The 23596-nt window shown below is 72.0% G+C and carries 23 protein-coding genes; 17 read left to right on the top strand and 6 right to left on the bottom strand.

What is annotated here, in order from left to right:
- From CLV68_RS21645 to CLV68_RS21630, 4 genes are all read right to left on the bottom strand, one after another.
- Positions 1–423 carry an RrF2 family transcriptional regulator gene (locus tag CLV68_RS21645; RefSeq protein ID WP_121392927.1) on the bottom strand — a complete coding sequence of 141 codons (423 nt, stop codon included), beginning with the start codon at positions 421–423 and terminating at the stop codon, positions 1–3.
- The gene (locus CLV68_RS21640; RefSeq protein WP_211346708.1) at positions 423–776 is read right to left on the bottom strand and encodes a hypothetical protein; all 354 of its coding nucleotides are present in this window, start codon (positions 774–776) and stop codon (positions 423–425) included. Before CLV68_RS21640 ends, CLV68_RS21645 begins: the two co-directional genes overlap by 1 nt.
- Positions 777–826: 50 nt before the next feature.
- A complete protein-coding gene (locus CLV68_RS21635; protein WP_121392719.1) occupies positions 827–1915 on the bottom strand; it encodes an LLM class flavin-dependent oxidoreductase in 1089 nt (362 codons plus the stop codon).
- A 559-nt stretch (positions 1916–2474) separates the two neighbouring features.
- Positions 2475–3158 (bottom strand): hypothetical protein, encoded by a 684-nt coding sequence (locus CLV68_RS21630; protein ID WP_121392718.1) that lies wholly within the window; start codon positions 3156–3158, stop codon positions 2475–2477.
- 106 nt (positions 3159–3264) lie between these two features.
- On the opposite strand from CLV68_RS21630, the gene CLV68_RS21625 reads away from it, so the two are divergent.
- Both CLV68_RS21625 and CLV68_RS21620 read left to right on the top strand, forming a co-directional pair.
- A complete protein-coding gene (locus CLV68_RS21625) occupies positions 3265–3852 on the top strand; it encodes an ArsR/SmtB family transcription factor (protein WP_121392717.1) in 588 nt (195 codons plus the stop codon).
- Positions 3849–5063 carry an MFS transporter gene (locus tag CLV68_RS21620; protein WP_121392716.1) on the top strand — a complete coding sequence of 405 codons (1215 nt, stop codon included), beginning with the start codon at positions 3849–3851 and terminating at the stop codon, positions 5061–5063. The genes CLV68_RS21625 and CLV68_RS21620 overlap by 4 nt, the downstream gene beginning before the upstream one ends.
- Here CLV68_RS21620 and CLV68_RS21615 read toward each other — a convergent pair.
- Positions 5060–6610: an amidase gene (locus CLV68_RS21615; RefSeq protein ID WP_121392926.1), complete on the bottom strand. Its 1551-nt coding sequence runs from the start codon at positions 6608–6610 to the stop codon at positions 5060–5062. The two genes, CLV68_RS21620 and CLV68_RS21615, sit on opposite strands and share 4 nt — an antisense overlap.
- A gap of 161 nt (positions 6611–6771) precedes the next feature.
- Between CLV68_RS21615 and CLV68_RS21610 the strand changes: the two genes are divergently transcribed.
- The 6 genes from CLV68_RS21610 (at position 6772) to CLV68_RS21585 (ending at position 12551) form a co-directional block, all read left to right on the top strand.
- On the top strand, positions 6772–7431 hold the full coding sequence (locus tag CLV68_RS21610) for a Pvc16 family protein (RefSeq protein WP_092774518.1): 660 nt from the start codon (positions 6772–6774) through the stop codon (positions 7429–7431).
- Complete coding sequence (locus CLV68_RS21605) at positions 7428–9431, top strand: ATP-binding protein (RefSeq protein ID WP_121392715.1); 2004 nt, start codon at positions 7428–7430, stop codon at positions 9429–9431. The genes CLV68_RS21610 and CLV68_RS21605 overlap by 4 nt, the downstream gene beginning before the upstream one ends.
- Before the next feature lie 542 nt (positions 9432–9973).
- A complete protein-coding gene (locus tag CLV68_RS21600) occupies positions 9974–11503 on the top strand; it encodes a phage tail sheath family protein (protein ID WP_121392714.1) in 1530 nt (509 codons plus the stop codon).
- A gap of 18 nt (positions 11504–11521) precedes the next feature.
- Entirely contained in the window at positions 11522–11965 is a 444-nt protein-coding gene (locus tag CLV68_RS21595; protein WP_092774521.1) for a phage tail protein, read from the top strand.
- A 2-nt stretch (positions 11966–11967) separates the two neighbouring features.
- The gene (locus CLV68_RS21590; RefSeq protein ID WP_121392713.1) at positions 11968–12396 is read left to right on the top strand and encodes a hypothetical protein; all 429 of its coding nucleotides are present in this window, start codon (positions 11968–11970) and stop codon (positions 12394–12396) included.
- Positions 12393–12551 (top strand): DUF6760 family protein, encoded by a 159-nt coding sequence (locus tag CLV68_RS21585; protein ID WP_092774522.1) that lies wholly within the window; start codon positions 12393–12395, stop codon positions 12549–12551. The genes CLV68_RS21590 and CLV68_RS21585 overlap by 4 nt, the downstream gene beginning before the upstream one ends.
- 1286 nt (positions 12552–13837) lie before the next feature.
- On the opposite strand, the gene CLV68_RS33455 is transcribed toward CLV68_RS21585, so the two are convergent.
- Entirely contained in the window at positions 13838–14059 is a 222-nt protein-coding gene (locus CLV68_RS33455) for a hypothetical protein (RefSeq protein ID WP_147460098.1), read from the bottom strand.
- Between the two features lie 907 nt (positions 14060–14966).
- Here CLV68_RS33455 and CLV68_RS34130 point away from each other — a divergent pair.
- The 9 genes from CLV68_RS34130 (at position 14967) to CLV68_RS34125 (ending at position 23565) form a co-directional block, all read left to right on the top strand.
- Entirely contained in the window at positions 14967–16112 is a 1146-nt protein-coding gene (locus tag CLV68_RS34130; RefSeq protein WP_170224507.1) for a hypothetical protein, read from the top strand.
- Between the two features lie 16 nt (positions 16113–16128).
- Positions 16129–16560, top strand: coding sequence for a phage tail protein (locus CLV68_RS21575; protein ID WP_092774524.1), 432 nt, complete (start codon positions 16129–16131; stop codon positions 16558–16560).
- The gene (locus CLV68_RS21570; protein ID WP_121392712.1) at positions 16560–17324 is read left to right on the top strand and encodes a CIS tube protein; all 765 of its coding nucleotides are present in this window, start codon (positions 16560–16562) and stop codon (positions 17322–17324) included. Before CLV68_RS21575 ends, CLV68_RS21570 begins: the two co-directional genes overlap by 1 nt.
- Complete coding sequence (locus CLV68_RS21565) at positions 17314–19086, top strand: VgrG-related protein (RefSeq protein ID WP_121392711.1); 1773 nt, start codon at positions 17314–17316, stop codon at positions 19084–19086. Before CLV68_RS21570 ends, CLV68_RS21565 begins: the two co-directional genes overlap by 11 nt.
- A 105-nt stretch (positions 19087–19191) precedes the next feature.
- Positions 19192–19473 (top strand): PAAR domain-containing protein, encoded by a 282-nt coding sequence (locus tag CLV68_RS21560; RefSeq protein WP_121392710.1) that lies wholly within the window; start codon positions 19192–19194, stop codon positions 19471–19473.
- 1 nt (position 19474) lies between these two features.
- The gene (locus CLV68_RS21555; RefSeq protein ID WP_121392709.1) at positions 19475–19951 is read left to right on the top strand and encodes a GPW/gp25 family protein; all 477 of its coding nucleotides are present in this window, start codon (positions 19475–19477) and stop codon (positions 19949–19951) included.
- Positions 19951–21885 carry a putative baseplate assembly protein gene (locus CLV68_RS21550; protein ID WP_121392708.1) on the top strand — a complete coding sequence of 645 codons (1935 nt, stop codon included), beginning with the start codon at positions 19951–19953 and terminating at the stop codon, positions 21883–21885. Before CLV68_RS21555 ends, CLV68_RS21550 begins: the two co-directional genes overlap by 1 nt.
- A 4-nt stretch (positions 21886–21889) precedes the next feature.
- Positions 21890–22459, top strand: a complete 570-nt coding sequence (locus tag CLV68_RS21545) for a phage tail protein (RefSeq protein WP_121392707.1) — start codon at positions 21890–21892, stop codon at positions 22457–22459.
- Positions 22459–23565, top strand: coding sequence for an NADase-type glycan-binding domain-containing protein (locus CLV68_RS34125; protein WP_170224506.1), 1107 nt, complete (start codon positions 22459–22461; stop codon positions 23563–23565). The genes CLV68_RS21545 and CLV68_RS34125 overlap by 1 nt, the downstream gene beginning before the upstream one ends.
- Positions 23566–23596 lie beyond the last annotated feature (31 nt).

Below are 23596 nucleotides of genomic sequence, written 5' to 3'. Positions count from 1 at the left end.
CTAGTTCGCTATCCGGTGCGGGGTCGCCCCCGCGAGCAGGTGGGCGATGGTGGTCGCGCGCAGCACCAGGTCCAGTTGGGACTCCACAGCGGACCACAGGCCGCCCAGGTGCGCCGCGGTCCCGTGGTAGCCGACCGCGGGCCGCGGCTCACCGCGCACGCTCAGGTGCGGCCCGTCCACCGCGGTCACCGCGTCCCGCACGGTGATCGACGCCGCGTCGCGGGCCAGCCAGTAGCCGCCATCGCAGCCGCGCTGGCTGCGCACCAGACCCGCCTGGCGCAGGTCCCTGATCACCGCCTTGATGAACCGCGGTGGGATGTCCTGTGTGGACGCCACGGCCTCGCAGGTGATCGGGCGGGAGGTGTCGGCGGCGAGTTCGAGCAGGACCCGGATCGCGTAGTCCGCCTTGGCCGAGACGCGCATCACGCCCGCACGAGCACGGCGTCCGCGCGGACCCGGCCCAGGAACCGGACCACCTCGTCGGCCGCGGCGTCGTGGGTGGTGTCGTTGAGGATGTCGTGCCCGCCGTCGACCTCGACGAACCGGGCCCGCAGGCGCTCCGCGATCACCCTGGCTATCGCGATGTCGGCGAGAGCGAGGGCAGCGGCGGCGCCGGTGTCACTGCCCAGCAACACAACTGGGCCTTCGGCCGCCGCGATGACGTCGGCGGCTTGGTCCACGCGGGTCGCGACGACGTGATAGCCCTCTGTGGCCAAGCGGGTGCCGAGGCGTTGGTAGATGCCGGGGTGCTCACCCCGCCCGGGAAGCACGACCACGGTGCCATGGGTGGCTGACAGTCCCCAATGGACTGTCCTCGGTGCGCTGGTCATACCGCCACCAGTGCCTGGTCGGCCAGTTCCTGGCGGACCAGCGGGAGGACGTGGCGGCCGTAGTCGATGGCGTCGTCGAGGGGGTCGTAACCGCGGATCAGGAGAGTGGTGACGCCGATGTCGATGTAGTCCAGCAGCGCCTTGGCGACGGTGTCCGGGGTGCCGACGAGGGCGGTGGAGTTGCCCGCGGCGCCGGTGGCCGCGGCGGTCGGGGTCCACAGTGCACGGTCGTGCCGCTCACCCTTGCGGGCGGCCTCCAGGAGGCGCAGGCTGCCGACGTTGGTCGGTTCGCCGCCGCGCCACTGCTTGGTCACCGCGGCCGCGGGGGAACCCTTGATGACGTCCAGGATCCGGTGCGCGCGCTCCCACGCCAGGCCCTCGGTCGGGCCGAGGATCGGGCGGAACGAGACGCTGATGCCCGGCGCGGGTCGACCGGCCGCGTGGGCGGCGGCGCGGATGGCGGCGATCTGCTCGGCTGTCTCGGCAAGGGGCTCGCCCCAGAGCGCGAAGGTGTCCGCGTGCTTGCCGCCGACGCGGTAGGCGGCCTCGGAGGAACCGCCGAAGTAGAGCGGCAGCGCAGGGCCGTTGAGCGGGCGGACCTCGGCCCGGTAGCCGTCGACCCGGTAGTGGGTTCCGTTGTGGGAGAAGGGTTCCTCGGCCCGCCACGCGGCCTTGAGGACGTCGAGGTACTCGTCGGTGCGGGCGTAGCGCTCGTCCTTGCCCAGGTAGTCGCCGTCACGGGCCTGCTCGACATCGCTGCCGCCGGTGATGACGTGCACCGCCACCCGCCCCGCGCTGAAGTGGTCGAGCGTCGCGAACGCCCGCGCCGCCAACGTCGGCGCCACGAACCCGGGCCGGTGCGCGACGAGCAACCCCAGCCGCTCGGTGTGCGCCGCCACGTACGCCGCGACCTGCTGCCCCTCCGGCCACCCCGACCCGTACCCGATGAGCACCCGGTCGAACCCACCGTCCTCATGCGCCCGAGCGAACCGCCGCAGGTACTCCCGATCGATCACCGGCCCCGACGGCGCCCTGGTCTCGCTCTGATCCCGAGTACCCACCATCCCGACGAACTCGACCGCCATCGCTTTCCCTCCCGCCCCGGCGAAAACCCCCGCACCCGACCCCGCCCAGCGAACGACACCGCCCACCGCGGTGTCAATTGGTCATCTCGGGGTGTCCATTCCCTGGACCCCTCTTGCCCGTACCCGCGCCCCGGTCCCGCGGCGGTCTCGGTCCTGTGCGGATTCACCCGGTCCAGGGACAGAAGTTATCCACATGTGGATCTTCGGCGGCCTGTTTCAAGATCGTTTGACGGGGGGTGCCGGTAGACTGGCACTGGGACGCCCCCCGGTGTGGGTGGGGGCTGGGCAGGGTCGGGACCGCGTGCGCGCGAAGCGGCTGGGGCGGGGTAAGGGCTCCGGTGGGGGCGGGGTGGGTGCGCGGTTCGCGCGGGAGCGGAGCCCTGCTGAGACGGCCTCGTTCGGCTTGGGCTCGGGCGGCGCCGAACTCCTTGGCCGCGTCGTTCATGCGCAGCACGAACGGACGCGGAGCCTGGTGGGTAAGACGGGCGAAGTGGCGGTAGGGAGTTGGACTGGCGCTCAGGGGGGCGCCGTGGTGTCGGGGCTCGGTGGGGTGGTCGGTCTACTTGCGGCGTTTGGCGGCGGCGATGAGTTGGGAGCGGATCTCGGTGCGGGGGTGCTGGTCGCCGGGGAAGAGGTGGGTGGTGTGGGTGGGGGTGCTCAGGACCAGGACGGGGTCGCCGGGGCGGGGGATGTGGATGGGGTTGAACGAGCGGGTCAGGGTGGTGGGGCCGCCGGGGTGGGCGACCGTGACGGTGGCCTCGGGGGACTCGTGGTCGGCGCCGGTGGCCTGGACGTGGGTGATCTCGCCGGTGTGGCGGGTGCCGTGGGCGATCAGCTCCTCGACCAGGGGGTCGTACGTCGCCCGCTCGCGGGCCCGGCTCACCACGAGCGACACGCCCAGGAAGGTGCACGACAGCAGGTACGCGCCGATGCCGAGGCGTAGCCAGTCGGTGTCGGGCAGCCCGGCGAGGACGAGCGCCAGGCCCACGCTCAACGACGTCGCCAGCAGCGCGTAGGGGAGCGCCAGGAACGCGGCGGCGAGCAGCAGCACCGCGCAGACGACGATCCGCGCGACGAACGCGTCCGCCTCGCCGGTGAGCTGCTCGTACAGCGTCCACCCGGCGAACGCCGCGACGAGGCAGGCCGCCAGGGCGGCCGGGGTGCGCAGGCGCCTGCGCAGCGCCGACGGGGGTGGGGGAGGCGGGGTGTCGCGGGGGTCGACGGGCACCGTCAGCTCGGCCATGCGCGGAGCAGATCACGGCGCGCGGACCGGGGCTTGACCGGGGGCGACTTGTCGGCGATCCTGAAAGGGTACTTTCGAAAGAGTCCTTTCAGATCGGGGTCGTGTGATGGCCGAGCTGCCCGAGCGGATGCGGATCCGCGACGTCGAGCTGATGCGCGCGCTGGCGCACCCGCTGCGCGTCGCGCTGCTGGGCTACCTGATGGCGGTCGGCCCCAGGACGGCCAGCGAGTGCGCGGCGGCGGTCGACTCGTCCGCGTCCAACTGCAGCTGGCACCTGCGGCAGCTGGCCAAGTGGGGGCTGGTCGAGCCGGTCCCCGGCGCGGACGGCCGGGAGCGGCCGTGGCGGCCGACGCAGGTGGGCCTCGAGGTCGGCGAGTTCGACCCGGACCCGGCCATCCGGGGCGCGCAGCTCGCGGTGTTCGGCGCCGCCCTGGGCAACGAGCAGGTCCTGACCCAGCGCTACATCGATGTCGCCGGTGATCTCGACCCGCAGTGGCGGCGGGCCTCGCAGCTCAACCAGTACTCCCTGCGCATCAGCCCGGACGAGCTGGCGGCGCTGAACGACAAGATCGACGCCATGGTCCGCCCGTACGTGTCGACGATCCGCGAGGACGCGCCTGACGACGCGCGCCCGGTCCAGGCCAGCTGGCGGGCGTTCCTGCGCATCGAGGCCGACGGCCGGTCAAGCGAATGAGAGACCTGTTGGGGCGCGGGCCGTTCGCCCGCTTGTGGCTGGCGGGGCTGTTCGAGGAAGCCGCCGAGTGGATGGCGCAGGTCGCGCTGCCGGTCTACATCTACCAGAGCACGGGGTCGGCCGGGTCGACGGCGCTGGCCATGGTCGCCGGATTGTTGCCGACGGTGCTGCTCAGCCCGGTCACCGGTGTGCTGGTCGACCGGTGGGACCGCGGGAAGGTGCTGCTCGGGGTCTGCGTGCTGCAGGCGCTGGTGTTGCTGCCGCTGCTGGTGGGGCGTGGGTCCGCGCTGGTGATCGCCGTGCTGGTGGCGCAGTCCGCGGTGGCCTCGGTGTTCGAGCCGACCAGGTCCGCGATGCTGCCCGCGGTCGTCCCCGCCGACCGGTTGACGGCCGCGAACGGCCTGATGGGCTTCAACAGCAGCGTCGCGCGACTCGCCGGCAGTGCCCTCGGCGGGATCGTGCTGGGCGCTTTCGGCCTGGAGTGGGTGATTGTGGGCGCGGTTGGGGCCCTGGCCGCGGCCGCGGTGCTGCTACTGCCCGCGATGCCGGGCTCGTCCGTGGTGATCGTGCCCGCCGCGGTGTTCCGGCAGTGGCTGGCGGGTGTCGCCGAGTTCGGTCGCGGTCCACTTCGGACGCTGGGCGTGAGCCTGGTGCTGGTCTCCCTCGCGCAGGGGATGTTCCTGGTGCTGTTCGTGGTCTTCGTGACCGGACGACTGGGCGCGGGGGAGGCCGAGGTCGGTCTGCTGCGCGGAGTCCAGGCGATCGGCGGCCTCGCGGCCGGGATCGCCCTGGCAACCGCGGCCCGCCGGGCACATCCGGGCGCACTGCTCGGCTGGGGCGGTGTGGCGTTCGCCGTGCTGTCGGCGTCCATCTGGAACATGCCGCCGGTCAGCACCGCGATCGCGCTCTACATCGGACTCTTCGCCCTCATCGGCGCCCCCGCCGTGGTAGCCACCACCGGCTCACTGACCCTCCTCCAATCGACCGTTCCCCCGGACCGCACCGGTCGCGTGATGACCACGGCCTTCGCCGGAATGGCCGCCTTCCAAGCCCTCGGCATGCTGGCGACCGGCGCCCTCGCGGAACTCGTCCCCCTCGTAGTCCTACTCGACACCCAAGCCGCCCTGCTCCTCGCGGCAGGCGTGGTAGCCCTGGTCGGTTTGCGCAAAACCACCACGCACAAGGAGGTTGTCTTGGCAGGAGCGGGCTAAGCCGTCGGTAGGTAGCGCGGGGCGTGGCGGATGGGGTAGGTCTTCTCGAAGGAGGCGGCCAGGGAGAGGATCTTGGCGTCGGACCACTGGGGGCCGATGAAGGAGAGGCCGATGGGGAGGTGGCCCACGTAGCCCGCGGGCACGGTGGTCGAGGGGTAGCCGGAGGCTGCGGCGGGGGTTGAAGTGCCGAGGATGTAGGCGTCGCCCGCGGTGTAATCAGTGGGCCAGGCGGGGCTGTTGGTGGGGGCGACGATGGCGTCGAGACGGTGGGCGGCGAGGGTCTCGTCGATGGACCGCCGGGCGAGGGTTGTCGTGGTCTGGCGCTGTTGGCGGTAGGTGGGGTCGTCGGGGCCGGGGGCGGTGGCGGCCTGTTCGAAGAGTTCCTGCCCGAACTTGCTCAGCTCCACCGGGTCGCGGCGGTTGAAGTCGATGAGGGCCTGGATGGTCTGCGGTGCCCGCGGGCGGTGCCGGAGGTACACGGGGAGGTCGCGGGCGATCTCGGTGATGAGAGCGGGGAACTCCACCTCGGCGATGTCGGCCTGGTACGGCAGGTCTACCTCCACCACCGTGGCACCCTGCGCGCGCAGGCGCGACACGGTGCGCTCCACGATCCGGTCCACGTCCTTGTCCACGCCCGCGTTACGCCAAACGCCGATCCGAGCGCCACGGAGTGCGTCCGGCCGGATAGCGCTGACGTAGTCGGTGGGCTGAGTGCTCGGGTACGCCAAGGTGGCCTTGTCGCTGCGGTCACGGCCCTGAAGCACAGACAGGGTAATCGCGACGTCCTCGACGTTGCGGGCCATCGGGCCTGCCGTGTCCTGCTCCAGCGAGATCGGTACCACGCCGGTACGGCTAACCAGGCCCAGGCTGGGCTTATGCCCAACGATGCCGTTCGCGGCCGACGGACACACGATTGAACCGTCTGTCTCCGTGCCGATGGCCACCTGCGCGAGACTCGCCGCGATGGCCGCACCGGAACCGGACGACGACCCGCACGGGTTGCGGTCGAGCACGTAAGGGTTGTTGGTCTGCCCGCCAACCCCCGACCACCCCGACGTCGAGTGGGTGGAGCGGAAGTTGGCCCACTCGGACAAGTTCGCCTTACCGAGCACCACTGCCCCTGCCTGCCGCAACCGCGCTACCAGCGTCGCGTCAGCCGATGGGGGAGACCCGAGCAGCGCGCGCGAACCAGCCGTGGTGATAAGTCCACGCGTGTCGATGTTGTCCTTCAGCAGAACCGGTATGCCGTCCAACGGCCCCCGGCTGTGACCGGACCGCCGACGCTGGTCGCTCGCCTTGGCCTGCGCGAGCGCGGTGTCATCGACCCTCAAGACCGCGTTGACCTTCACGTCCACGGTCTTGATCCGGTCGAGGTAGGTCTGAGTCAACCGGACGGAGCTAAGCAAACCCCGGTCCATCAACCGCTGGAGTTGCGGGATGGTCGCCCGGTCCAGGTCGAAGCCAAGAGCCGGGCTCGCCGACGCCACCTCGCCGGGCACCACCGTGGTCAGCAGGGTCAGGCCGAGGACCGCGATCAATCGCTGCACGCGCACCCGTGTGATTCAAACCGGGACCGCGGGCCACGTCAACGACTCCCGGTTGCCCGTTGGGGAAGCCGCCCGTTCCCCCACGGACGGCGCGGCGCGGGTGTCCGCGCCGACCCCGGCGCGCGATAGTCGACCGCAGGTCAGCACACGCGGGAGGCGCGGTGATTCACGAGGTCGACCTGTGCCTGCGGCGGTTGGTCCGCGACGACGCCCTGCTCGGCGGGGACGTGGACGTCGCGTTCGAGGCGCCGACCAAGGACTGGGCGTCGCGCCGCAACGCGCCCACCGTCAACGTCTACCTCTACGACGTGCGCGAGGACATGCGCCGTAGGCAACGCGGGCTGCACAACGAGTACACCGACGGCGTGGTCACCGCCCGCCACATGCCACCCCGCTACTTCAAGCTCTCTTACCTCGTCACCGCGTGGACCCAACGACCGGAAGACGAGCACAGACTCCTGTCGTCCCTCTTGAGTCGATTCCTGCGCTATGAGGCGATCCCGGCCGAACTCCTCGAAGGCACCCTCGCCAGCCTCGGTCTCCCCCTCCCGATGACGGTCGCCCTTCCGCCGCCAGAGGACCGTGCCTTCGCCGATGTGTGGTCCGCGCTGGGTGGCGAACTCAAGCCGTCACTCGACATCGTCGTGTCCGCGCCTATGGAGACCGGACGCGTCTTCCCGGCAGGCCCACCCGCCAGCGAGGGTGTCCGCCTGGAGGTCGGCGGCGATCACGCGGTCGCGCACAACGTGCCCCAAGACAGCACACCCGGCCACGTGCCGGAGCGGGTCGCGATGACCAGGGTCCGGAGGGGGCAGCAGTGACCGACACCAGCGTTGTGCACTTGTTCGACCGTCTAGCAGCCTTAGAGCAACGCATCCGTGATGCCGTAGCGCTAAGACGCGCCGGTGACCCCAACCCGGACGACCCATTCCGTGGGCTCTACCTGTCCGAGGAAGCCATAGACGCGCTGTTCGCCGACAGCCGCTCACCGTTCCCGCTACCCGGCGACCTCGACCCGTCAGGCTTGTCCGACCGCTTGACCAGTCTGGTGCCTCTTAGCCCACTGGACACCGAGCTGCTGCTCATCGCCGTGGCCCCCGACATCGACAGCCGCTTCGAGCAGTTCTACGGCTACCTCAACGACGACGTCACCCGCCGTAGAGCCAGCGTCGGACTCGCCCTGCGCCTGTGCGGTGTCCCCGAGGCGTCCGCCCCGGCCAGGGCCAGGCTCGACGCCGACGCCCCGCTCATCACCTCCGGTCTGCTCGTCGTCGACGACCGCGACCGACCCCTGCTGTCCCGCTCACTGCGCGTACCCGACCGCGTCGTGGCCCACCTGCTTGGTGACACCCGACTGGACCCCGGCGTCACCGGGTTCGCCGCCGTCACCACCGAGTTCGACGCGCTACCGGGCACCGAACTGCTCGCCAGGGCCTTCGCGGGCGGCGTCCGGTCGGTCTACCTGCGCGAGCAACCCGGGTGCGGTGCAAGGGAAACCGCGGCGGCTGCCCTCGCCGAGGCGGGCTTCGCCGCCCTGACCGTCGACACCAGCCGACTCCCCGGCGACCACCCCGAGGACATCGCCCGCGCTTTGCTGCGCGAGGCACTCCTGCGCGGCGCGGGCATCGTCATCGGCCCGATCGACGCGGACGGCACCCCGCTGCCCCTCAGCAGGCTCTCGCACCCCGCCGTACCGACCGTGCTGCACGGGACCGCGGTGTGGGACCCCAGGTGGAGCCCCATGCCGCCGGTCCAACACGACCTCCGCCCGCTCACCGCCGCCACTCGCACGGCCATCTGGCGCGCCAGCCTCGCGGGCAGGCTCGCCCCCGACACCGACCCCGGTGAGGTCACCGCCCACTTCGTACTCGGCCCCGGCCAGATCCGGCACGCCGCGCACGCCGCCGAACTGGCCGCCGTCGCGTCCGGTAGCGCTGTCCGCGCCGAACACCTCCGGGCGGGCGCGCGCGGCCAGAACGCCGCGGGCCTGCAACGGCTCGCGCGCCGCATCGAACCCGCCGTCGGTTGGGAAGACCTCGTGCTGCCCGAACCGATCCTCATGGGTCTGCACGAACTCGCCGCCCGTGCCCGCCACCGCGACCGTGTCCTCGACGAGTGGCGTATGCGTCCTGGGGCGGGGCGCGGTAGGGGTGTCACGGGTCTTATGGCGGGGGACTCCGGTACCGGTAAGACCATGTCGGCTGAGGTCATCGCGGGCTCGCTGGGCATGGACCTCTACACGGTCAACCTGGCGACTGTGGTGGACAAGTACGTCGGCGAGACCGAGAAGAACCTGGAGCGGATCTTCGCCGAGGCCGCGGGCGTCAACGGCGTCCTGCTCTTCGACGAGGCCGACGCGATCTTCGGCAAACGCTCCGAGGTCCGCGACGCGCACGACCGCTACGCCAACATCGAGAGCGCGTACCTGTTGCAGCGCATGGAGACCTTCGAGGGCATCGCGCTGCTCTCGACCAACCTGCGCGCCAACCTCGACGAGGCGTTCACCCGCAGGCTCGACGTCGTCGTCGACTTCCCGGTGCCCGACGAGCGGCTGCGCCGACAGCTCTGGGACCGCTGCCTGGGCACCGCCCTGCCCCGCGGCGACGACCTCGACCTCGATTTCCTCGCCGACTCCTTCGAACTGGCGGGCGGCCACATCCGCTCCGCCGCCATCACCGCCGCCTACCTCTCCGCCGACGCCGCCGAACCCGTCTCCATGGCCCGCCTGGTCGGCGCCGTGGCCAGGGAATACCGCAAACTCGGCCGCCTCTGCCTGGAACGCGAGTTCGGCCGCTACCACGACGTCGCCATGGCGGGCTGAGGTCGACCCGACCGGGGAGGCAGGCCCCACTCGGTGCCGAGGTGGGCTTGTGGATGGCCGTGGTCCGTGCGGAAGGGATGTTCGCCCACCGTGAACCCCGGCGAGCCGCCCATCGCGAGCCGTCCGTGGACCCACCCCGACCCGCCGCCGATCAAGATCAACTCCGCGGCCGGGGCCCACCCTCCCGGGGGCCGGGGGCCCATCTCTGAACCTATCGAACCGGGCTGCTTGTCAATAGGGGACTGGCTGGGCTTGTGGATGGTTCGGGGCCTTGTGGATGGATGACGCGGGTGGGCGGCCTGTTCGAGGGGTGGGGACTGTCGCGTTCGGAGGGTAGCGGGGGGTGGCCGTGTCGGGCGGCTTGGACGGCGGCTCAGCGGCTGCCTGATCTGCGCGGGGCGTCCGGCCGGGGTGGCGGTGTTCCTCGGCTGCCTCTTCGGGCAACCGGTGTTACCCCCCGGCGCCGTCGGGAGGCCCTGGGAGGCAGTGGGGCGCGCGGCCAGTATCGGTTCTGTCAGCGGTCGACTCCTTGGAGGCAGGTCATGCCCAATTACCTCTCGCCGGGTGTGTACGTCGAGGAGGTGGAGTCGGGGTCTCGGCCGATCGAGGGAGTCGGGACCGCCGTCGCCGCCTTTGTCGGGCTCGCCGAGCGCGGTCCGCACGACGAGCCGACGTTGGTCACCAACTGGGGGCAGTTCACCCAGACCTTCGGCGGTTTCCTGGAGGGCGGGTACCTGGCGCAAGCCGTCTTCGGCTACTTCCTCAACGGGGGCAGCACCGCCTACGTCGTGCGGGTCGGCGCGGGCAGCCGCAACGGCGGCAACGGCAACGGGTCCGCCCCGCCGCCCGCGCAGGCCGAGATCGGCAACTACCGGATCGCGGCGAAGCAGCTGCCGGGTGGCCGCGCCGAGGAGATCACCGTCGAGGTGACCCACCCGACCGAGGAGGGCGCGCCGGAGGACCGGTTCACCCTCGTGGTCAAGCAGGGCGGCAAGGTCGTCGAGACGCACACCGCGACCACCAAGCGCGGCAAGGAGAACGTCGTCACCGTCGTGCGCGAGAAGTCGGCGCTGATCACCGTCGAGGAGGTCGCGAGCGGCCAGCTCGCCAAGCCCGACCGGGGAACCGTCGTGCTTGCCGCGCCGCCTTCCGCGCCGGCCGAGGCCATCCGCGCCGATGACATCGTCGGCGACGTCGCCGACCGCACCGGCTTCGGCGGACTGGAGATCGTCGACGAGGTCACCATGGTGGCCGTGCCCGACCTGATGGGCCTCTACGAGCGCGACCTGATCGACCTCGACGGCGTCCGCGCCGTGCAGACCGCGATGATCGCCCACGCCGAGCTGATGGGCGACCGGATGGCGATCCTCGACGCCCCACCGGGACTGACCCCGCAGGGCGTCAAGCAGTGGCGCGACGAGGTCAACTACGACACCCGCTACGGAGCCCTCTACTACCCGTGGATCAAGGTCGCCGACCCCGCGGGCGAGGGCACCGTGTTCGTCCCGCCCAGCGGTCACCTCTCCGGTGTGTGGGCGCGCAACGACGGCACCCGCGGCGTGCACAAGGCTCCCGCCAACGAGGTCGTGCGCGGCGTGCTCGCCCTGCAGAGCGGTGTCACCCAGGCCGAGCAGGCGCTGCTGAACCCGATCGGTGTCAACGTGCTGCGCTCCTTCACCGGCCGCGGCATCCGCGTCTGGGGCGCGCGCACCCTCTCCAGCGACACCGACTGGCGCTACCTCAACGTCCGGCGGCTGTTCAACTACCTCGAGGAGTCCATCCTCAACGGCACCCAGTGGGTCGTGTTCGAGCCCAACGACGACGCGCTGTGGGCGCGCATCCGCCGCACCATCAGCGCGTTCCTGGTCAACGAGTGGCGCAAGGGCGCGCTGTTCGGCAACACCCCGGACGAGGCGTTCTACGTCAAGTGCGACCAGGAGACCAACCCGGCCGAGAGCATCGACGCCGGGCACGTGGTGTGCGAGATCGGGGTCGCCCCGGTGAAGCCCGCCGAGTTCGTGGTGTTCCGGCTCGCGCAGCTGTCCGGTGGCACCAGCCTGGTCAACGAGTAACCGGAAGGCGAGAAGCAGATGGCACTCCCCGATCTCGACACCTCGGTCGGCCACTCCTTCGGCCTTGAGGTCGACGGCATCCAGATCAAGAGCATCAACGAGGTCAGCGGCCTGAAGATGGAACAGGACGTGATCGAGCTCAAGCAGAACACCGCCGACGGCAAGTACGTCATCAAGAAGCTGCCGGGGCGCCCCAAGGCGGGCGAGGTCACCCTCACCCGCGGCCTCACCGGCGACACCAGCTTCGAGAAGTGGGTCAAGGACGCCCACTTCGGCAAGATGGCCGACGCGCGCAAGGGCGGGGCGATCATCGTCTACGACTACGAGGGCCAGCCCATCAAGCGCTACAAGCTGACCAACGCCTGGCCCAAGACCCTGGAGATCGGCTCCCTCAAGGCGGGCGACACCAGCGTGCTCACCGAGAAGCTCGTGGTCACCTACGAGCAGATGGAAGTCGAGTAGCCGTGCGCCGATCGATGGCGGGCGTCGCCGACCCGCCGCGGCCGACCGAGCCGCGGCGGGAGCTGCGCACCGAGTTCGCCTTCGAACTGCCCCGCGGCTACGTCGACGACGCCGGGGTCGTGCACCAAGCGGGCACCATGCGCCTGGCCACCGCCCGCGACGAGCTGGTCCCGCTGCGCGACGACCGGGTGCGGGAGAACGCCGCCTACCTGACCGTGGTGCTGTTGGCCAGGGTGGTGACCCGAATCGGCGACGTCACCGACGTGCACGCCGGGGTCATCGAGAACCTGTTCGCCGCCGACCTGGCGTTCCTGCAGGACCTCTACCGCAGGGTCAACAGCGAGGGCCACACCAGGGCGGGGGTCCAGTGCCCGCAGTGCGGCCACGGCTTCGCCGTCGACGTCTCCGGTGGGCGCCTGGGGGAATCGTGACGTACGCGGCCGACCGCCTGCACGAGGAGGTCGCGTACGTCGCCTACCACTTCCACTGGCCGCTCGAGGACATCCTCGACCTCGAACACCCCGACCGGCTGCGCTACGTGGCCGAGATCGCCCGCATCAACACCAGGATCACGCAGGGACGGTGAACGCGTTCGATGTGGCCGTGGCGACGCAAACCCGCCCCTGAAGCCCCACCCGTGGTGCGGGCGGACTGGCGCGCGCTGCCCCCGATCCAGCGGGTGGTGCCCGAGCACCCGGTGGTCAACCCGGTGCAGCGGTTCAGCTCCGGGCTCACGGCCTGGCAGAACCCGTCGATGCTGCGCCCGCTCGCGCACCGGGTGGGGGAGTCGGAACCCGGCGGGGTGGCCGACGTGCTGACCCCGGTCGACCTGCCGCTCGCCACGCCCGGGCGGGACCCGGCGGGGTTTCGACCGACGGTGTGGCTGCCCGTCGTGCCCGAATCGGACCCGCCTGCCGCGCAGCGGTCGGTCGAGGCTCCAGCGTCGAGTGTGGACAGTGCGACGGATGCGTTGACACAGCTGGATCGCCCGGTGGTCCAGCGGGCGGCCGAGTCGGCTCCGGTGCGGTCGACCAGCCCGCCCGAGGCAACCGCGGCCCAGCGCACTGGGGCTGGCGCGCGGCCGCTGGTGGATGGCGGGGACTTGCCGGTCACGGGGTCGGAGGTGGTTCAGCGCACTGGGGATGCGCTGGGCGCTGGGCAGTCTGGGGACGTGCGGTCGATAGTGGACGGTGGGGGTCTGCCGGCGACCCGGTCGGAGGCGACGGGTGCGGGGGATGTCTCGGGTGCTGGATGGTCTGGGGGCGCGCCGCCGTTGGTGCAGGGCGAGGGGGCCGGTGCGGACGGCGAGCGGCCACTGCTGACGGGCGGTGGGCTGTCGGACACGGCCGTGGGGCCGCACGGGGATCTGCCGGTCACGCCGACGGGGGCGTCGGTCCAAGGCGTGCGGCCGTTGGTGGATGGTGGGGATCTCGCCGTCACGCAATCGGTTCAGCGAGCGGTTGAGGCGGGCGCGCCGCCCGTCCTGGTGCCCCACGCGGAATCCACGGACGTGTCCCGGCTGCACCACGCCGCCGAAAGCACCGCGACTCAGGACCACGGCACACCGGAGGACACCGGCTGGGACCGCCCGATCACCTCCGCGGACCCCACCGCCGACCACTCCGACCCCCACACGGGCCCGGACCACACCGGCTCCGGCCTCCCCACGGTGGGCCGCTCGACCACCGACTACTCGACCACCGAGCACTCGGCGACCGACCACTTGGGCGCAGGCCACTCGGCAGCGGACCTCCCGAAGGTGAGCCGCTCGGCCGCCGAGCACCACTCGCCAGGCGAGCAGGGGGCCGCGGACCACTTGTCCGCGGATCGCCCGACGATGGGCCGGTCGATCACTGAGCACTCGGCAGCGGCTCACCCGGGCGCGGAGCACTGGGCAGGCGAGCGGTCGACCGCAGGTGACTCGGCAGCGGACTTCCCGACCGTGAGCCGTTCGACTGCCGAACTCTCGGCCGCGTCCCACTTGGGCACGGGCCACTCGGCGGGCGGGCAGTCGACCGCAGGTGACTCGGCAACGGACTTCCCGACGGTGAGCCGCTCGGCCACCGAGCACTCGGCCGCGTCCCACCTTGCCACGGGCCACGGGGCGGGCGGGCGGGCGACCGTCGGTGACTCGGCAGCGGATCTCCCAACCGTGAGCCGTTCGACTGCCGAGCACTCGGGCACGGGCCACTGGGCGGGCGAGCGATCGACCGCCGGCGATGACCTCGCGACGGTGAGCCGCTCGGCCACCGAGCACTCCGCCGCGTCCCACTTGGCCACCGGACACTCGGCGGGCGGCCAGCCGACTGCGGGTGATTTGGCTGCGGATCTCCCGACGGTGGGCCGCTTGACTTCCGAGCTCTCGGCCGCGTCCCAGTTGGGCGCGGGGCACTCGACAGGCGGGCGGTCGGCCGCGGGTGACTCGGCAGCGGATCTCCCGACGGTGAGCCGTTCGACTACTGAGCACTCGGGCACGGGCCACTCGGCAGGCGGGCACTCGGCCGTGGGCCATTCCGCCGCGGATCGCCCGACGGCGGGTCGGTCGATCACTGAGCACTCCGGCGCGGAGCACTGGGCAGGCGAGCGGTCGACCGCGGGCGATTCGGCCGCGGATCTTTCGACAGTGAGCCGTTCGATCGCTGAGCACTCGACCGCGTCCCACTTGGGCACGGGGCACTCGGCAGCCGGGCAGTCAACCGCGGATCTTCCGACGGTGAGTCGTTCGACTGCCGAGCACTCGACCGCGGCCCATTCGGGTACGGGGCACTCGGCCGCGGGCGACTTGGCAGCGGATCTCCCGACCCTGGGTCGCTCGATCACCGAGCACTCGGGCGCGGAGCACCAGGCGGGGGGCGAGCCAGGGCCTGCGGGCCACCTGGCGGCGGATCGCTCGACGGTGGGTCGGTCGATCACTGAGCACTCGATCGCGTCCCACTCGGGCACGGGGCACTCGGCGGGCGGGCGGTCGACCGCGGACCACCTGGCCGCGGATCTTCCGACGGTGAGTCGTTCGACTGCCGAGCACTCGGGCGCGGACCACTGGGCAGCCGAGCACTCGGCAGCGGACCTCCCCACCCTGGGTCGCTCGATCACCGAGCACCCGGGCGCCGAGCACTCGGCAGGCGGGCACTCGACCACAGGCCACTCGTCAGCGGGCCACTCGATCGCCGACCACTCGATCGCCGACCACTCGATCGCCGACCACCCGGTCATCCAGCCGCTCGGGCTCGGTGCGCCGATCCAGCGGCAGGTCGTCGGGTCCGAACACCCGGCCGCCCCGGTGGTCCAGCGGCGGCTCGGGCTCGGGGCGCCGATCGAACGGCCGACCCCCCAGGACTCCACGCGCCCGCTCGTCCCGGCGCCGAACCATGTCGTCTCGGTCTCCCGGACCGTGGACCCCATGCCCGCGCCGAGTGACGTGCCGACCCTCCAGCACTCCCCGGGCTTGCTCGTCCCGACACCGCACCAGGACCTCCAAGTCGTCCCGGTGTCCCGGGCCGTGGACCCCGCGCCCGCGTCGAGCGACGTATCGACCCTGCAGGAGTCCCCGGGCCTGCTCGTCCCGGCGCCGCACCAGGACCTCCAAGTCGTCCCGGTGTCCCGGGCCGTGGACCCCGCGCCCGCGTCGAGCGACGTATCGACCCTGCAGGAGTCCCCGGGCCTGCTCGTCCCGGCGCCGCACCAGGACCTCCAGGTCGTCCCCGTCTCCCGGGCCGTCGACCCCACGCCCGCGCCAAGTGACGTGCCGACCCTCGGTACCCCGATGATCCCCAGGCAGTACCCCACCCGACCCGATCCGCCCGCCGTGCGGCGCGCCCCGGAGTTACCCACCGCCGCGCCGCCGACAACGGTCCAGCAGGGCGTGCGGCGCGTCGACCTCGTCCCCGCCGTCCAGCGGGTGGACGACCCACCAGCACCACCACCGGAGCCCGAGCCCGCCCCGACACCCGAGGCGGCGCCACCCCCGGTGGCCCAGGCACCCGCCCCCGCGGCGGTGTCCACGGCGGCGCCCGCGGCAGGGGCGCCGCCGGAGACCGTTCCGGAGGAGCTGGTGCGCAAGCTGTTCGACCCGTTGCTGCGCAAGCTCAAGACCGAGCTGCGGCTCGACCGCGAACGCCGCGGCCGGGTGACCGACCGGTGGCGTTGAGAGCGAGGGGGGCGTGATGACCAGCATCGAGGAGGCCGTCGCCGTCTGCTACGTCGTCAAGATCGACGACGAGAGCCTCGGCGCGTTCAGCAGTTGCGACGGGCTCGGCTGCGAGTTCGTCATGGAGCAGCGCGAGGAGGGCGGCAACAACGGGTTCGTCTGGCAGCTGCCGACCAGGATCAAGTACGGCAACGTGAAGTTCTCCCGGCCGGTCACCGCCGACAGCGCGAAGGTCACCGCGTGGATCGCGGGCATGGCGGGCGGCATCCGGCGCAAGACCGCCACCATCGAGGCCAGGACGCTGGCGGGCAAGGTGATCGCGCGCTGGTCGCTGGTCGACGTGGTGCCGGTGCGCTGGACCGGGCCGCAGCTGTCCGCCGACTCGCCGAAGGTGGCGACCGAGACGCTGGAGCTCGCCCACCACGGGTTCCTCGGCCGGGGGGCGTGATGGGCTCCCCGATCACCTTCACCTCCGCCGGGTCGCCCGCCTCGGCCAACTACGGCGCGGGCGCGCCGCCGAACCTGCAGCGCGCCAAGCTCTCGGTGCACAAACCACCGCAGGCGGGCAGCACCGCCAAGCCGGGCGCGCTGATGTTCGACATCCCGTTCCAGTTCAACCCCAAGGAACTGTCGCTGTCGAAGAACGCCAAGTGGAAGCGCGACGAGCAGCGCAACGCCAAGAAGAGCGGGCCGCCGGAGTTCAAGGGCGCCGACCCGGTGAAGCTGGCCCTGGAGATGTTCCTCGACGCCACCGACACCATGGACGACAAGGTGGTCAAGACCGTCGAGCAGGTCTTCGGCTGCTGCGTGGCCACCGAGGAGAGCAGGCAGAGCGGCAAGGGCTCGCCGCCGTGGGTGGTGTTCAAGTGGGGCGGGATGACCGGGTTCCCCGCCTACGTCGCCAGCGTCACCGCCAAGTACACCCTGTTCACCCCGGCCGGGGTCCCGGTCCGCGCGGTGTGCACCGTCAACCTGGAGGAGATCTCCGGCGAGCAGGCCGGGCAGAACCCCACCTCCGGCACCCGCGCGGTCCGCTCGACGCACACCCTCGTCGCGGGCGACACGTTGCAGTCGGTGGCGTTCACCGCCTACGGCGACCCGCGGTTCTGGCGCGACATCGCCGAGCTCAACGACATCGACGACCCGATGGTGCTGCGACCGGGCACCCGGCTGCGGGTGCCCGCGCTGGAGGAGATCTCCCGTGGCCAATGAGAGCTTCGCCAACTCGCTGGTCGTGGCCGTCAACGGGCAGCCGCTGCCCGCCGACGTCAAGGCCATGTTGGCGGTGGCCTACGTCGACGACAGCAGGAACCTGCCGGACATGTTCGTGCTGCGCTTCCGCGACCCGGGCGGGGTGGTGCTGAGCAAGGCCGGGTTCAAGGTCGGCGCGCCGGTGGAGCTGAAGGTGCAGACCGCCGACCCCGGTGGCCCGCAGCCGTTGATGAGCGGCGAGGTCACCGCGGTGGGCCTGGACCTCGACCGCACCGGCACCTTCACCGAGGTCCGCGGCTACGACCACGCGCACCGGCTGTTCCGGGGCAGGCGGGTCGCGGTGTACCCGGAGATGACCGTGGCCGACGTGGTCCGCAAGGTCACCACCAGGGCGGGCCTGCAAGCGGGCAAGATCGACGACGTCAAGGGCTACGGCGGCACCCCGCACACCCAGTTCGGCCAGGACAACGTCAGCGACTGGGAGTTCCTGTCCCGCCTGGCCGACGCGGTCGGCGCGCAGATCGCCGTGGTGGACAAGAAACTGGACTTCCGGTTGCCCGAGCAGCCCGCCGCCGCGCCGGACCAGTCCGCGAAGGCCGCCACCGACCCGCTGGTGCTGGAGGCGCACCGCAACCTGCTGTCGCTGCGCGCCGGGGTGACCGCCGCCGAGCAGGTGCCGAAGGTGGAGGTGCGCGGCTGGGACGTGCAGGCCAAGCAGGCGATCACCGCCACCGAGACCCCCAAGCACGCGGGCGTCGAGGTCTCCGGCGCCGACCCGGTCAAGCTCGCCTCCGGGTTCGGCAGCCCGCCGCTGGTGGCCACCACGACCAACGGCACCCAGGGCGCGGCGACCGCGATGGCCAAGGGGCTGGCCGACGAGTTCGGCAGCGCCTGCGTGGAACTCGACGGCGTCGCCAAGGGCAACCCGAAGCTGCGCGCGGGCGCCCAGGTGTCGCTGGCCAACGTCGGCGAGCCGTTCGCGGGCAAGTACACCCTCACCAACACCAAGCACCTGTTCAGCGACGAGGTCGGCTACACCACCGAGTTCTCCGTCTCCGGCAAGCAGGAACGCTCCTTCTACGGCCTGGCCTCCGGCGGGCGCGGCGGCAGCGGCGGCCACGGCGGGCTCGTCACCGGCATCGTCAGCGACGTGCGGGACCCGGCGAGACTGGGCCGGGTCAAGGTCACCTTTCCCTGGCTCGCGGAGGACTACACCAGCGGCTGGGCGCGGATGACCGAGTGGGGCGCGGGCAAGGACCGCGGCGCGATGATGCTGCCCGAGGTGGGCGACGAGGTGGTGGTCGGCTTCGACCACGGCGACTTCGACGCCCCGTTCGTGCTCGGCTCGCTGCACAACGGCAAGGACACCGTGCCCAAGTTCAGCAAACCCGTGCTGGACGGGGGATCCGGTGAGGTCGCGGTGCGCGGGTTCGTCTCCCGCAAGGCGCACAAGTTCGAGTTCGTCGAGGCCGACGGCATCACCATCGCCACCGGCGACGGCAGGTTCGTCATCAGGCTGGACCAGACCAAGCAGATCATCGAGATCACCAGCGGCAAGGAGATCTCGGTGAAGGCCACCAACGGCATCACCGTCGACGCCGGGCAGGGGCCGTTGCAGCTCAACGGTCAGACGGTGAAGGTCAAGGCCACCACCGAGTTCACCGCCGAGGGCGCCACCGTGGCGGTCAAGGGCCAGGGACAGGCCGAGTTCAGCGCCAGCGGCGCGGTCACCGTCCGCGGCGGCATCGTCAAGATCAACTGAGTCAAGATCAACTGAGTCAAGATCAACTGAGTCAAGATCAACTGAGTCAAGATCGACCGGGTCGGGATCTACCGGACGAGGATCGACGAGCAGGGGAGGGGCGACATGCCGCCAGCGGCGCGGATCGGGGATCCCACCGGGCATCCGGGCACCGTCACCGGGCCCGGGGTGCCGACCGTGCTGATCGGCGGCAAACCGGCGGCCACGGTCGGCGACATGCACGCCTGCTCGTTCCCGCCGCCGCCACCGCACCCGCCGACCCCGATCATCCCGCCCGGTTGCCCGACGGTGCTGATCGGCGGCAAGCCCGCGGCCAGGATGGGTGACATGTCCGGGTGCGGCGCGCCGATCATCGTCGGCTGCCCGACTGTCCTGATCGGAGGGTGACGTGGAGTTCATCGGCAGGGGCCTGGCGTTCCCGGTGCGCACCGACGCGACCGGGTCGGTGGCGCTGGTCGGCGGGGACCGGGAGATCGTGGAGAGCATCCGGTTGATCCTGGGCACCTCGCCGGGGGAGCGGCCGATGCGCCCGGAGTTCGGCTGCGCCATCCACGACCTGGTGTTCGCCCCGGCGGACGCCGCCACCGCGGGCCAACTCGCCTACGAGGTGCGGATCTCGCTGGAGCGGTGGGAGCCGCGGATCACCCTCGACGACGTGGTGGTGGGGTTCGACGCGGTCGACGACGGCATGCTGCTCATCGACATCCGCTACACGCTGCGCGACCGCAACGACCCGCGCAACCTGGTGTTCCCGTTCTACGTCATCCCGCAGCACGACCCGGTCGCGCCGCCACCCGAGCACACCCCGGGGCTGCCGGGCGCCGAGCACCGCGCCCTGTCCTCGTCGGCGCGGGAGGACCTCTGATGGGCATCCCGATCCCGAACCTGGACGACCGCCGCTTCCAGGACCTCGTCGACGAGGCCAAGCGGCGGGTGCAGCAGCGCTGCCCGGAGTGGTCCGACCACAACGTCTCCGACCCCGGCGTGACGCTGATCGAGACCTTCGCGTTCATGGTCGACCAGCTGATCTACCGGGTGAACCGGATCCCGGAGCGGTCCTACCTGCGGTTCCTCGACCTGATCGGCGTCACCCTGTTCCCGCCCGCCGCGGCGCGGGTGCCCGCCACGTTCCGGTTGTCGGCGCCGCAGGAGAACCCGGTGTTCGTGCAGGCGGGCAGCCAGGTGGTCACCCAGCGCACCGAGGTGTCCGACCCGGTGGTGTTCACCCTGGAGCGCACCGTGGAGATCCGGCCGTGCACCTGGACCAGGCTGGCCACGTCTTCCGGTGACCGGCCGCCGGTGGACCGCACCGACGACATCGTCGACGACCGCAACCCGCTGCTGTTCGGCACCAGCCCGCGGCCGGACGACACCATCTACTTCGGACTCTCCGACCCGGTGCCGGGTGGCTTGGTGCTGCTGCGGATGCAGTGCCAGGTCGAGGGGGTCGGCATCGACCCGAAGGACCCGCCGCTGGCCTGGGAGGCGTGGGACGGCGACCGGTGGGCGCCCTGCCAGGTCGCCCACGACACCACCGGCGGGTTCAACACCGCGGGTGACGTCGAGCTGCACCTGCCGGAGAACCACGCGGCCTCGGTGGTCGGCGTGCACCGCGCGGGCTGGATCCGGTGCCGCGCCACCGCTCCCGAGCCGGGGCAGCCGTTCTACCAGGCGTCACCGACCCTGCGGACCGTCACGGCGTCGACCGTCGGCGCCACCGGGTTCGCCGTGCACGCCGAGGTTGTGCGCGACGAGGTCGTCGGGGTGTCCGAGGGTGTTCCGGGGCAACGGTTCCCGCTCGCCCGCCGCCCGGTCGTCGCGGGCGACCCGCTGGCCGTGGAGATCGGCGCCGACGACGGCTGGCAGGAGTGGACCGAGGTCGGCTCGTTCGCCGACTCCGGCCCCGACGACCGGCATTTCACCGTCGACCGGGTCGCGGGCGAGATCGTGTTCGGCCCCGCGATCCGCCAGCCCGACGGCGCGTTCCGCTACTACGGCGCCGTTCCAGCGAAAGCCGCCGCGATCCGTGTCCCCCAGTACCGCACCGGCGGCGGCCGTGGCGGCAACGTCGCCCGGGGCATGCTGGCGGTGCTGCGCGACCCGGTCCCGTTCGTCAGCGGTGTCACCAACCACCGGCCCGCCAGTGGGGGAGTGGACGGCGAGTCGGTCACCGACGCGGCCATCCGCGGCCCGCTGACCCTGCGCACCCTCGACCGCGCCGTCACCGCCCAGGACTACGAGGCGCTCACCAGGAGCGCGTCCCCGCAGGTCGCCCGGGTCCGCTGCGCCACGGACCCGAGCAGCCCCAACGGGGTCAGGGTGCTGGTCGTCCCCGGCGTCCCGGATGCCGGGGAGCTGGCGTTCGCCTCGCTCAAGCTGCCCGACCGGATGCGCGCCGACGTCGAACGCGCTCTTGAGGCCCGGCGCTGCCTGGGCGCCAGGGTCGTCGTCGAACCGCCGTTCTACCAGGGCATCACCGTCGTGGCGCAGCTGCGGGCCCGCCCCAAGGTCGTCTCCGACACCCTCGCCGCGCGCGCCACCCAGGCGCTGCACGACTACCTCAACCCGGTCACCGGCGGCCCGGACGGCGACGGTTGGCCGTTCGGCAGACCGGTGCAGGAAGGCGAGATGTTCGCGGTGCTGCAACGGCTGTCCGGGGTGGAGATGGTGGAGAGCGTGCTGCTCTTCGCCGCCGACCCGGTCACCGGCGCCCGCGGCGACATCGTCAAGCGCATCGACATCCCACCCGACGCCCTGGTGTTCTCCTACGGGCACCAGGTCAGAGTGACGAGGAGCTGAAGGCGTGCGCACCGCGTCAGCGGACGTCCCGGTCCGCCACCCGATCGGCGACCGGCTGCCCGCGATCTACGCCGAGAACGACTTCACCCAGCGCTTCACCGCCGCGCTGGACGAGGTCATCGCGCCGCTGTTCGCGGTGCTGGACTCCTTCGCCGACTACCTCGACCCCGACCTGGCCGCCCCGGACTTCCTGGACTGGCTGTGCACCTGGGTCGCGCTGGAGTCCGACGAGGGCTGGAGCCCGCGCCAGCGCCGCGACCTGGTCGGCGCCGCCGTCGGCACCCACCGCAGGCGCGGCACCGCCGCCGGGATCGGCAGGCAGTTGGAACTGCTGACCGGCGGGCAGGTCGAGATCACCGACAGCGGCGGCTGCGTGGTGCGCGCCGAGCACGGTGGCCCGCTGCCCGGCGCCGACCCCGGCGAGGTGCGGGTGCTGGTGCGGGTCGCCGACCCCGGCGCGGTGGACGTCGCCGCGGTGCGGGCCGCGGTGACCGAGTCGGTCCCGGTGCACCTGCGGGTCACCGTCGAAGTCGTCGGCGGGCCGCCCGCCGGGAACACCCAGGGGAGCACGTGATGATCGTCTGCGCGAAGTGCGGGGAGCGCTCGGCGGGCACCACCCGGTTCTGCCCGGGCTGCGGCAGCTTCCTCGACTGGTCGGGCACCGACGCCGAGCAGCAGGCCACGGCGGCGCCGACCGCCCAGCCCGCGGCGGTGGTCGAGTCGGCCAGGGTCGCCGCGCCCGTCGGCCCGAGCGGGGTGGTGACGCCGGACCCGATCGGACCGCAGCAGTCCGCCGAGCCGCCCACCCCGCCCACTCCGACCTCGCCCGGCCCGCCCACCCCGACCTCGCCCGGCCCGCCCACCCAGTTCGGCGCCCAGCAGCCCGCCGACGCCAGACCGCTGCGGGCCAAGGCCCAGGGCGCCGAACCCCGCGTGCTCGCCGAGGACGACCTCATCTGCGTCGGCTGCCGCACCAGGAACCCGGTGACCCGCAAGCTGTGCATGGGCTGCGGTCGGCCGCTCGACGAGCCGGAGCCGGTGAAGCCGCCGTGGTGGAAGTGGTGGCGCGGCGGCGATCGGGAGCGCAAGCCGCGCAAACCCCGCCGCCGCGGCACCCTCGCCGCGGTCTGGCGGTGGATACGCCGGGTGTTCCTGGCGATCCTCGCGGTGCTCGCCGTCCTCTACGGCATCATCCCGGGGTTCCGCAGCTCGGTGAACAAGGAGATCACCGACGGCCGCAAGTGGGTGGAGCGCCAGTTCGGCACCCAGCTCACCCCGGTCCGCCCGACCAAGGTGACCGCCACCGCCGCCACCCCCGGCCACGAGGCCGTGCTGGTCGCCGACAACGCCAAGAACACCTACTGGGCCGCGCCGACCGGGGCCACCGAGCCGGTGCTGGTGTTCACCTTCGCCCAGCCGGTCGACCTGCGCCGCGCCATCGTGCGCGTCGGCGACCCGGCCGCGTTCCAGGCCACCCACCGGCCCGCGAAGCTGCACCTCGTCTACTCCACCGGCAAGACCTTCGACGTGCCGCTGGCCGACACCCCCGACCCGCAGACGGTGGAGATCGGCGGCAGCGCGGGTGCCACACAGGTCGAGATCCACGTCGTCGAGGTGCACCGGTCGTTGCAGGGCCTGGACGTGGCGATGTCCGAGATCGAACTGTTCGAGCAACGATGACGCGGCGGGGGGCCCGGCGATGCGGGGGATA

The sequence above is a fragment of the Actinokineospora cianjurensis genome (assembly GCF_003663795.1).
Lineage (GTDB): Bacteria > Actinomycetota > Actinomycetes > Mycobacteriales > Pseudonocardiaceae > Actinokineospora > Actinokineospora terrae.
The sequence above is the reverse complement of the archived record's forward strand: the minus strand, read 5'-3'. Positions and strand labels throughout refer to the sequence as shown.

What these genes read in the sequence shown, in the direction of transcription:
- CLV68_RS21645 (WP_121392927.1), bottom strand. Translation starts at nt 423, where the DNA reads ATGCGCGTCTCGGCCAAGGCGGACTACGCGATCCGGGTCCTGCTCGAA.
- CLV68_RS21635 (WP_121392719.1), bottom strand. Translation starts at nt 1,915, where the DNA reads ATGGCGGTCGAGTTCGTCGGGATGGTGGGTACTCGGGATCAGAGCGAG.
- CLV68_RS21630 (WP_121392718.1), bottom strand. Translation starts at nt 3,158, where the DNA reads ATGGCCGAGCTGACGGTGCCCGTCGACCCCCGCGACACCCCGCCTCCC.
- CLV68_RS21625 (WP_121392717.1), top strand. Translation starts at nt 3,265, where the DNA reads ATGGCCGAGCTGCCCGAGCGGATGCGGATCCGCGACGTCGAGCTGATG.
- CLV68_RS21620 (WP_121392716.1), top strand. Translation starts at nt 3,849, where the DNA reads ATGAGAGACCTGTTGGGGCGCGGGCCGTTCGCCCGCTTGTGGCTGGCG.
- CLV68_RS21600 (WP_121392714.1), top strand. Translation starts at nt 9,974, where the DNA reads ATGCCCAATTACCTCTCGCCGGGTGTGTACGTCGAGGAGGTGGAGTCG.
- CLV68_RS21595 (WP_092774521.1), top strand. Translation starts at nt 11,522, where the DNA reads ATGGCACTCCCCGATCTCGACACCTCGGTCGGCCACTCCTTCGGCCTT.
- CLV68_RS21575 (WP_092774524.1), top strand. Translation starts at nt 16,129, where the DNA reads ATGACCAGCATCGAGGAGGCCGTCGCCGTCTGCTACGTCGTCAAGATC.
- CLV68_RS21570 (WP_121392712.1), top strand. Translation starts at nt 16,560, where the DNA reads ATGGGCTCCCCGATCACCTTCACCTCCGCCGGGTCGCCCGCCTCGGCC.
- CLV68_RS21560 (WP_121392710.1), top strand. Translation starts at nt 19,192, where the DNA reads ATGCCGCCAGCGGCGCGGATCGGGGATCCCACCGGGCATCCGGGCACC.
- CLV68_RS21550 (WP_121392708.1), top strand. Translation starts at nt 19,951, where the DNA reads ATGGGCATCCCGATCCCGAACCTGGACGACCGCCGCTTCCAGGACCTC.
- CLV68_RS34125 (WP_170224506.1), top strand. Translation starts at nt 22,459, where the DNA reads ATGATCGTCTGCGCGAAGTGCGGGGAGCGCTCGGCGGGCACCACCCGG.